Origin of the sequence: Halomonas sp. ND22Bw, assembly GCF_003011945.1 — a bacterium.
GTDB classification, from domain to species: Bacteria; Pseudomonadota; Gammaproteobacteria; order Pseudomonadales; family Halomonadaceae; genus Halomonas; species Halomonas halophila.
In genome coordinates this window covers 1-339 of the sequence record NZ_PXWD01000429.1, presented here as the reverse complement: position 1 = coordinate 339, position 339 = coordinate 1, and the positions used below count along the sequence as shown (strand labels likewise).

The following is a 339-nucleotide window of genomic DNA, read 5'->3' as shown; positions in this document are numbered from 1 at the left end:
GAAGCTGTGCCGCCCGTCCGAAGCCGTCCTCGATTTGCTGCCGAGCGACCAGCTCGGCGCGTTCACCAAGGAAGACGGCGAACAGGTGGTCGATGCGTCGGGTCAGCGCGTCGCCTGATGCTTCTTGCCGTCCTGATCTTTGTCGCCACGATCGCGCTCGTCATCTGGCAACCGAAAGGGCTGGGCATTGGATGGAGCGCGATGGGCGGTGCCGTCGTCGCCTTGCTCGCTGGCTTCGTCACTCTCTCGGACGTGCCGGTGGTGTGGGGCATCGTCTGGAACGCGACCGCTGCTTTCGTCGCGATCATCGTCATCAGTCTGCTGCTCGACGAGGCCGGG

General features: G+C 64.9%; 1 protein-coding gene and 1 pseudogene. Both read left to right on the top strand.

Annotated features, from left to right (window positions below):
• Positions 1-118: pseudogene (locus CVH10_RS27320) on the top strand (arsenate reductase); the annotation flags it as partial.
• Positions 118-339: ArsB/NhaD family transporter (locus tag CVH10_RS18770; protein ID WP_369335879.1), on the top strand; the 222-nt coding region annotated here is incomplete at its 3' end. The pseudogene CVH10_RS27320 and the gene CVH10_RS18770, both read left to right, overlap by 1 nt.